Here is an 8,686-nt window from a genome sequence, read left to right on the forward strand (position 1 = left end):
ATTTTACATAAAATACTGGTCTAGTTTCGTGATGTCTTTTTTAAGCAATTTGTCCTTTGATAACTTCAAAAGATATTATTTTTCAGTTGACATACTACCGCAGGTCTTTATGATAGAACCTTTATTTAGCTGCTTTATTACATACTTTTATTTAAATGTTCAATCTCATCTTGCAACTTTTTAAATTGCTCAAAATGCATGGTAATAGATTGGCTACTACCATAATCAACATTTTGTTTCACTAATATAACACCCGTATCATGAAAAAGCGCTTCAAGTTCTTTCCTAATAGACACTTTCGCAATATGAGCTGTTTTAATTGCAGATAAAATTGCAATTTCATTAAACTTTAATTTTATTTCATTTGGACAAAATGCGTCTTCAACTAATATAACTTCATTACTATAAATTAGTGCAACAAGATTACTTGATTTGGCATCTGTTAAATCAACTTTTTTCATAATATCTTTCATTACATTTTGCCTCCTTTATTTTCATATATATCGATTATACAAATTTTTTAAAAAAATTACTCAACTTTATTATATTAATTTTAACACACTTTTATTGAAATCCATGCTCCAAACGTTTTACTATTCCACAATTTTTATTATATGAACCATCTGGACTATAACTCCATATAGTAATGTTAACAACTTATTATAAAGCAGGTGAAAATTATGCCATCAGTTGTAGGAAATTTAGTTGTACAAAATAGTAATGGATCATTTAACTTAGGTGATTTCTACAACGTTTCTCCGAAAGAAAATACGAAAGCTTATAATGGTTCCGGCGCATCAAACGTTGGTTTTGTTGTTAATACTTTTAGCGGTGTTAGCGCGACTAATACATTTGATTCTGACCTTGCAGATCAAAACCAAGTGGGTACAGCCTAATCTTATGTTCAACTTTTTGTATAGAAAATTTTAATTTGTCTATACTATAATCAGGCTGTTTGACAGCTCTTATCGATTTTGGAGTACCCTATCTTTTTCTCCCTTTCCCTGGGGCTCAGCAGCTAGCACAAAGCTAGCTGCTTTTTCTTATATTATTTGTCTCATAAATCAGAAATAAAAAAAGCTGCCATTTAAATATTCAGCTTCTTTTACATTATTTCAATAATATCCATAGCGTTAAATACGTAAGTTTTATAAAAGGCGTCTGTACAAATTACAATTTGTTTTACCGGATTGATATGTACAACAGTCATGTAGCTTGTTAATATGTAACCATCTTCAAAATATGTTACCAATATTTCTTTCTCAGACAGTAATGACGTTAATAATTTATCAGAAATCCTCTCTTTTGCTTCATTTGTTAAAAGCGGTTTTTGTACTTTTAATTTCTCTCCAATAATCTTTCTCATATTTAAAAGTTGTTCGGACATTACTGTAAACGGAACCCACTCTCTTTCTTCTTTTTGTATCTTTACATCGTTCATTTTTTATCTCCTTGATCATTTATACATTTGTTTATTCATGCTATCCCTTAGTTATTTTTAATACTTACTAAACTCGAATTTACTTCTAAACTATAATTAGGTTACCTCTCAAAAGAACATTCGTTCTTATTATACACGAACTTACGTTCCTTTGAGAAGAGCTATACTTATTATTTCTTAACAAAAAACATAATTTTATTTATCTCCATATTTTTTCCTTTATCAAATAAACTTTTCATTTCTTATATAAAATGCATATAAAAACTAAAAGGCGACTTCACACAAAGTGAAATCGCCTTTTTCTAAAAAATATTCAAAGCTTATTTTTCTATCCTAACTAATGTTCTTTCTGGAATACATAATTCATCTATATTAAAATGATTTATTTTTAAGTTCAATTCCCCTACTCGTTCCTTATCTTCATCACCAACCCAACAACTAAATAATTCGAAATAGTCTCCATCTTCCAAATAACTTTCCATAATCTTGCATAAAGTTAAAAGTTTTTCTTTCGCTTCTTTTTTTTCCTTTACATTTTGCCACTCGACAAGTTCAATTCCCCAATTAGTTGAAACCTCATATGTGTAATTTGTTTGGAATTGATAATCTTGTACAATTTCAAGCATACTTTCATCTGAAAAACACGGTCCAAAAACAATTACATCATTAGAATCTGGATCCGTTAACGGAATTTCTACATTACAGCCTGTGTAACTTGCTAAACTCATTTTATACTCCTTCAATATTCGTATAAAAAATACTTCATAGTATATTTATTTACTCAAATATAAAATCCCTGCCTAAACGAAAAAGTTTTAAATTTTTATCGTTTATTAACCATCTATAACTGAAAACATATACTATGATGAACGAACTCACAAAGCATAAGAAAAGAGAGCATTTACAACACTCTCTTTTCTTACATACTCTATGGAACTTTACAAAACTGAATCAGTGATTTTTATTATTATATTTTATTACATATACTTAGGTTGTACTATTATATGTAACTCTCTCTCTGTATCCGCTTTTTTCGGATGACGAAAATAATTAAGTTCGTACTTTAACACTTTATACTCAACCATCCCAATTTTAATCCCTTTCGTTTCTTTTAATATAACTAATAAATCACTTATATTTTCATCATATGACTCAAAAATTTTCGCTCCGCCCTCTCCTTGAAAGATTACTTTCATATATTCTCCCCACCTTAATTTATTGATGTGGTAAATGATGCGTTTAAAACGATTCATTCTTTATCCTAAAATTTTCACAACAAAAAGAACATCCTTTCCAATCGAATGCTCAGCTTTTTACTAATTATCCATGTTAAATATTTATTCAAAAACATTATATGTATTATTTTTTAAATTATGTTCGATATTCATTATTAAAGAGTAAATATATGTAATAAACTTGCATAATGAAAACCGTAAAATATCCACTTTCGTTGAAATAATTATAAACCATAATTTCCCATTGTAATTCTTAATATTTAAATGTAATATTGTATTGTCTTACTATCTATTTATAACTCACACACTAATTAGAAAAGGGAACTCTATATGAGTTCCCTTTTCTAATTATGATTACAGTCATTATTTCTTTTCTAGAAATTTAAATGTATCTTTAAATTCTTTATTATTCACTTTAATATCAGCATCTTTCAATAAATCATTGACTACTTGTTGTTTCCATTTACCTGTCGTATCTTGTAGTCTTTGTTGTTCTATATCTTTACGAATTTTATCCTTTACTTCATCAAATGGCTTCAATTCTTTTTTATCCGTCACTTTAATAATATGGTAACCGTAAGTTGTTTTAACCGGATCACTTACTTGGCCTGCATCTAATTTATACGCAGCTTCCTCAAATTCTTTCACTGTTTGCCCAGGAGCAAAACCAGATATTTCCCCGCCCTGTTCCTTTGAACCAGTATCCTCTGAATACTGTTTTGCTAAGGCAGCAAAATCTTCACCATTATTTACTTTCTCCTTTATTTCTTTAGCCGTTTTTTCATCTTTCACTAAAATGTGACTTACTTTCATTTCTGGTTTATAGTTATTTTTCACATCTTTATCTGTAACTGTTGCTTTAATCGCTTTCTCAAATGCAATTTCTGGCTTCATTTTTTCTTTTAATTCATCTTCGTTTTTCAATCCAAGTTGTTCTAAAGTCGATTTAAAGTTCTCACCCATTTTATCTTTTGCTTCTTCTACTTTCTTTTTTGCTTCCTCATCTGAAACTTTATATTTATCTAACAATGCCTTACTTAACATCATTTGATATAAAGTACTTTCTCCATATTGTTGTCGTAATTCTTTACTTAATTCTTTCTCTGTAACATTCCCTACTTTTGATGTTACTACGTTGTCTGAGGAACCACATGCAGATAATGCTAGCATCACGCATGAAATAATTGTTCCAATAAATATTTTTTTCTTTTTCAATTCAAATACCTCACTTTTATCATTATGCAAATTAACTATACACAGTCATTGTGAAAACAGTGTGTTTTCTACATGTAATTCATTTCATATGAGTAGACTATGTATCATGTATTTTCATTTTTAAACGTAAAGAGTCTTCTTACTATTATGTATAGTAAGAAGACTCTTTACATACTCCTTAAAAACAATACTGCCGCTATAGTTACTTAATAATTACATGTTTTTCAGGTATCCAACTATTCTGCCCGATATCTACCGCATTTCCCACTCTACCCCACACTCGAAAAGATGTCGATCCATCTATATTCCCTTTATAATTCATACATTCAGGCTCTTCATAATAATTTACTCCGTAACCGACAGGATATTTCGAAGTTGCATAAAACCATTTCACATTAAAATGTTTTAAATATGCCCACTGCTTATCGTTCTCTAAACAAATCATATCTTGCTCACCGCCTCCCCAATAACCTGTTAAGATTAAATATGGAATTTTCTGAGTGAGTGCACCTGTAAATTGAGGGGTCATGGGAGTTTCATATAAATTTATTCCGTATCCATCAGGATATTTCGAAACTGCAATACCAATGCCATTCGGTTGCTGTGTATACACTATGTTAGATTGATTTGCTTTGTTGGAATCTATAAACCAAGAAAGTGACTTATTTCCTACTAATCGATTCAGATCACATTTCCCAATCCCAGGAACATTCCCTGAATCCGTATATTGCCACATATCGCATGGATATGCTGGCTTATTCCCTCCATAACGAGGGATCCATACAAAATCAGCTTCAATATTACATGCTCCAAATGATAAATACGTGTGATGCCCTACGTATAATCCTACTTTTTCCGCACCTAAACGGCGTAATTCATCAATAAATGCCTGTATCCCGCCTTGCATATCTGCCATCGTTTGAACTTCTACGTCCGCCACCCAAAACTTAGCTGATTGATCACCACGATTCCAAAAATCTTGTGCCTCTTTCTTTGCATCAGCAATAGATATAAAACGGCAAAAAGCATAATTACCGAATGGGATACTATGCTTTTTCATTTCACTAACATAATTTTGATACATAAAATCCACCGTATTAGAGCCATCTTGAACTCTAGCAATCACTAAATCTAGCTGAGATGCTGCAATATCCCAATTAATAGTTCCATTCCATTTTGAAATATCTACAATATACCCCATACATTCCAGCTCCTTTTGAATGTCTTATTCATAGCTTGTTTTATTGTAAGCCTCCTCTCTCTAAAACTAGCTATCTATAATATAAATAAAAAGAATCTTTACTGTTTTTCAAAATATATTCTCTTTCAGAAATATTTCTATCAACTTTAACATGTATGCCACATAAAACATTCGAAATATACCCTACTATTCATTTATTATGTAATCTCGTCCTATCAATCATTTTTACAGATATTAAAAAAAATCTCCTGTATTATTAAATTATAACTTTCAGTATCGATTTCCTTTCAACTAAAAAATTTCATCCCTCATTTTCTATATATTCTTAAGTCAAAATTACTACCTCTACATGAAATTTGAGATTTAGAAAAATTTTAATTAATTGAAGTTTACTCCTATTAAATTGCAATTTTCCAACCTGAACACTATTGGTGCATAAAAAAGACATTTTCTATTACTGAAAATGTCTTTTTACAGTTTAATAAAACAACTTTGGTGCTAAATCTGTATTTTGTAATTGTGAGTTTTCACTGCTCATAACACAACTTGTGGAAAATAGAATTGGGATACCACAAACCTCATCATTCATTACATCACGAAACACATTGGCCGCAACACCTGTAAACGTTTGACATAAGTTAGAAATATCGTCATTGAAAAACTGAATGACTTCCGCAGCGAAAACCGGAAAAACAACATTCGGTCCGCCAGGGAACTGAGGCTGTACCACAACTTGTTCAAAATAAGGATTATTTTCTAGTGCTACTTGAAATAAATGAGCTATTTCAAATGCATCTAGTGGACAAGGAAATGGATTTACAATTTCATTCTCATTATTCGTTACAATAACTGTCACACTTACATTCCCAAATTGTACAAAAGATTTTAAAAGCGTTGCTAATGCTCTCGCTTTTTCGTTGCTTAACGCATGCACTAAAATAATATAATTACCACCAACAGGAATAAGCGGCCCAACTGTAACAGTTGGATCAGCACCTATTGAATTTTTTAATTCATTAAAATATGTGATCCACGGTGGCGAAAGCTGAGCTTGTACATTTTCTTCCACTATTTTATACTACCCCCTTACACCATTCTTACTAACATAATATGTAACAAACAAAAAAATGCATTAGTTATATTAACCATTTGCGTATTTATTGATTATATTAATTAAACATTTTATTTTCCATTCTCAATTTCCCCTTTACATCTTTAAGCACTTTTACTACTATAAAATTCTTTATTATAAGCAAATCCACTGAAATTTCATATTATACTAATACGACTCTATATCCATTAAATTATAATACTCAATATTAGGAGCTGATTTCATGGAAAAAAAACCTATCGTGTTCAAAATCCCACCAAATTCAAAGCTAAAAATTACATTTTTCGGTCCTTGTAACGAAGTAATTACAAATGTGTCTATAATTAATCAACTATGCACCCCTAAATGTCAAACTATCACGCAATACCCAGACTTTAAGAAATATGTAACGGAAGTACGATCGCTATCCCGTTGTTAGTCCGCATAATGCACGATTTTCACAACTTTATTACCTAAAATAACCGAGAAAGAAAATAACTGCATTCCTAGACTAAAATTACTCATGTTATGATATTCCATTGATAATTCATTGATTTTTTACACGTTTTTATGAAAAGAACATATATTATCGTATGGAGATTATCCACTCATAAAACCTATCTTTCTTTGGAGCGTACTTTTTATGTATGCTCTTTTTTTATGTAACCGTCCCCCTTCTAAATTGACCAACAATATATTAAAATTCTTTATATACTCAAGGAGGTCAAATATGTTCAAGTTGCATCCAATACTACTCATCTTAGGATTGATTTTGTTTTTATATAGTGTAATCGCCTTTATGCTATTCTTTTCAGTGTATTAGCATTCCCTACACAAATCTATGTTCAATATATAATTTCTATATGGTAAAGAAAAAACATAATGATACGATCTTTTATGTATTCCGTCTTTCTTGTTCTATAAGAAAACTAGTAAACTTACTAACAATGCGTTTTTACAAGCATGTTACTTATTATTCTGTTTATTATCTGAAGAAGGTTGAAGCCCCTACAAATTAAACTACGCTTTACCTATTTACTTATATATTTTAGAAAAACAATAATAATCCCCCACCATTTGGTAAGGGGATTAACTAAACCTACTAAAAAACATTTAATAATCAGTTTTATTTAGTTGGAGAAGGAAATCTTGCCGCTTCAAAGTGAACCGTATTTACACCATTAACATTTTGTACAATTACGCCAGCAATACTACTTTCTGCAAAAACTTCAACTAAATCTCCTGCTTCTAATTGAAGAATAGTAGTTACGGAAACATCATTATTAAAAAATACTCCTGTTCCAAAGAAATCATTATCTATCGCTATTGCCGGATTGCCATTTACACGAATTTCTACTCTAGCTCTGTAATTTACATTAAAATCATTTGGAGAAAATGTTATATTTCCTAATACACTATATACCCCTCTAGTTTTCGGAGTAAAAATCGACGTTACTGGATTATATTCATTCGCTAGATCAAATTGTTCATTTTGAAATAATACTTTAACAGGAGTATTTGCTAGAACAGGTTGATTAACTGTATTCACAGCTCTAAATGCCGATGCCCTTACAAGCTCCTCTTTCTTATCATCACAACACTTCACCTTTACATACTTCCTATCACATTTACTACTTTTCCTATAACAATCATGACTTTCCTTTTTGTAATCTTTACAATACTTACAGTAATAATAAGACATAGTTAGTCCCCCTTTACACTTATTTTTACATAGTATGCTATATAGATTAGAATAGCTTGGACGACCTGTTACTATTTTTAATAGATTAAAAAACCCTCACCATTTCGGTGAGGGTTTACCTTTAAGCTTCTACAAACTCATTGTTTAATGACTTTATTTAATTGGAGAAGGAAATCTTGCTGCTTCAAAATGTGCACCATCTTCTAAAGGACTTAAAACTCCATCTATACTACTTTGTGCATAAATCTCAACTTCATCCCCTACATTCAATTGAACAATCGTCGAAACACTTACGACATTTCCAAAACTTATTGGACCAAAAAAGTCATTATCTATAGCTATCGCTGCGTTTCCATTCACACGAATTTCTACACGCGCTCTATAATTTAAAGTTGAATCGTTTGGAAAGAAACCAATCGTTCCAATAATAGAATATACACCTTTAGTCTTCGGCATAAAAATAGATGTTGCTGGATTATACTCATTCGCTAAATCAAATTGTTCATTTTGAAATAACACTTTCACAAAAGTATTAGCAGGAACATTTTGATTCACAGTATTTCTAGCTCTAAATGCCGATGCTCTAACAAGATTGTCCTTGTTATCATGACACTTACTAGTGTTCTTACAACAATCATGATGCTTATTTTTATACTCCTTACAATACTTACAGTAGTAATAACAAGACATACTAATTCCCCTCGTATATTAATATTTAAGCCCTATCTCAGGCTTAGTTTTACTCTCTAATAAGAGTCCAGTAATAAAGAAAATACTTGGACGTCTCAAGATATTTCTAGAT

The 8,686-nt window shown here is 30.6% G+C and carries 11 protein-coding genes; 2 read left to right on the forward strand and 9 right to left on the reverse strand.

The window, feature by feature from the left end; all coding sequences use genetic code 11:
- Positions 1-137: 137 nt before the first annotated feature.
- Complete coding sequence (locus MR168_RS31100) at positions 138-473, reverse strand: hypothetical protein (RefSeq protein ID WP_000651907.1); 336 nt, start codon at positions 471-473, stop codon at positions 138-140.
- A 207-nt stretch (positions 474-680) separates the two neighbouring features.
- Between MR168_RS31100 and gerPF the strand changes: the two genes are divergently transcribed.
- A complete protein-coding gene (gerPF, locus tag MR168_RS31105) occupies positions 681-896 on the forward strand; it encodes a spore germination protein GerPF (RefSeq protein ID WP_001141569.1) in 216 nt (71 codons plus the stop codon).
- A gap of 209 nt (positions 897-1,105) precedes the next feature.
- Here gerPF and MR168_RS31110 read toward each other — a convergent pair whose 3' ends face one another.
- The 6 genes from MR168_RS31110 to MR168_RS31135 all read right to left on the reverse strand — a co-directional run bounded on the left by MR168_RS31110 (position 1,106) and on the right by MR168_RS31135 (position 6,161).
- Positions 1,106-1,441, reverse strand: coding sequence for a YolD-like family protein (locus MR168_RS31110; protein WP_002024004.1), 336 nt, complete (start codon positions 1,439-1,441; stop codon positions 1,106-1,108).
- 320 nt (positions 1,442-1,761) lie between these two features.
- On the reverse strand, positions 1,762-2,169 hold the full coding sequence (locus tag MR168_RS31115) for a KH domain-containing protein (RefSeq protein ID WP_086411576.1): 408 nt from the start codon (positions 2,167-2,169) through the stop codon (positions 1,762-1,764).
- 249 nt (positions 2,170-2,418) lie between these two features.
- Positions 2,419-2,637, reverse strand: a complete 219-nt coding sequence (locus MR168_RS31120) for a hypothetical protein (RefSeq protein ID WP_000864275.1) — start codon at positions 2,635-2,637, stop codon at positions 2,419-2,421.
- Positions 2,638-3,039: 402 nt separating this feature from the next.
- A complete protein-coding gene (locus MR168_RS31125) occupies positions 3,040-3,891 on the reverse strand; it encodes a peptidylprolyl isomerase PrsA (RefSeq protein WP_000727348.1) in 852 nt (283 codons plus the stop codon).
- A gap of 202 nt (positions 3,892-4,093) precedes the next feature.
- Positions 4,094-5,092 carry a glycoside hydrolase family 25 protein gene (locus MR168_RS31130; protein WP_000540653.1) on the reverse strand — a complete coding sequence of 333 codons (999 nt, stop codon included), beginning with the start codon at positions 5,090-5,092 and terminating at the stop codon, positions 4,094-4,096.
- A gap of 478 nt (positions 5,093-5,570) precedes the next feature.
- Positions 5,571-6,161, reverse strand: a complete 591-nt coding sequence (locus MR168_RS31135; RefSeq protein WP_000392281.1) for a hypothetical protein — start codon at positions 6,159-6,161, stop codon at positions 5,571-5,573.
- Between the two features lie 265 nt (positions 6,162-6,426).
- Between MR168_RS31135 and MR168_RS31140 the strand changes: the two genes are divergently transcribed.
- Complete coding sequence (locus MR168_RS31140) at positions 6,427-6,621, forward strand: hypothetical protein (protein ID WP_000412555.1); 195 nt, start codon at positions 6,427-6,429, stop codon at positions 6,619-6,621.
- Between the two features lie 687 nt (positions 6,622-7,308).
- Here the strand turns inward: MR168_RS31140 and MR168_RS31145 are convergent.
- On the reverse strand, positions 7,309-7,884 hold the full coding sequence (locus MR168_RS31145) for a complement C1q domain-containing protein (protein WP_000122943.1): 576 nt from the start codon (positions 7,882-7,884) through the stop codon (positions 7,309-7,311).
- A gap of 153 nt (positions 7,885-8,037) precedes the next feature.
- The gene (locus tag MR168_RS31150) at positions 8,038-8,574 is read right to left on the reverse strand and encodes a C1q-like domain-containing protein (RefSeq protein WP_086411575.1); all 537 of its coding nucleotides are present in this window, start codon (positions 8,572-8,574) and stop codon (positions 8,038-8,040) included.
- Positions 8,575-8,686: the final 112 nt, after the last annotated feature.

This window comes from Bacillus cereus group sp. BfR-BA-01356, from assembly GCF_022663635.1.
GTDB classification, from domain to species: Bacteria; Bacillota; Bacilli; order Bacillales; family Bacillaceae_G; genus Bacillus_A; species Bacillus_A cereus.

What these genes read in the sequence shown, in the direction of transcription:
- MR168_RS31100 (WP_000651907.1), bottom strand. Translation starts at nt 473, where the DNA reads ATGAAAGATATTATGAAAAAAGTTGATTTAACAGATGCCAAATCAAGT.
- MR168_RS31115 (WP_086411576.1), bottom strand. Translation starts at nt 2,169, where the DNA reads ATGAGTTTAGCAAGTTACACAGGCTGTAATGTAGAAATTCCGTTAACG.
- MR168_RS31130 (WP_000540653.1), bottom strand. Translation starts at nt 5,092, where the DNA reads ATGGGGTATATTGTAGATATTTCAAAATGGAATGGAACTATTAATTGG.
- MR168_RS31140 (WP_000412555.1), top strand. Translation starts at nt 6,427, where the DNA reads ATGGAAAAAAAACCTATCGTGTTCAAAATCCCACCAAATTCAAAGCTA.
- MR168_RS31150 (WP_086411575.1), bottom strand. Translation starts at nt 8,574, where the DNA reads ATGTCTTGTTATTACTACTGTAAGTATTGTAAGGAGTATAAAAATAAG.
- gerPF (WP_001141569.1), top strand. Translation starts at nt 681, where the DNA reads ATGCCATCAGTTGTAGGAAATTTAGTTGTACAAAATAGTAATGGATCA.
- MR168_RS31120 (WP_000864275.1), bottom strand. Translation starts at nt 2,637, where the DNA reads ATGAAAGTAATCTTTCAAGGAGAGGGCGGAGCGAAAATTTTTGAGTCA.
- MR168_RS31110 (WP_002024004.1), bottom strand. Translation starts at nt 1,441, where the DNA reads ATGAACGATGTAAAGATACAAAAAGAAGAAAGAGAGTGGGTTCCGTTT.
- MR168_RS31145 (WP_000122943.1), bottom strand. Translation starts at nt 7,884, where the DNA reads ATGTCTTATTATTACTGTAAGTATTGTAAAGATTACAAAAAGGAAAGT.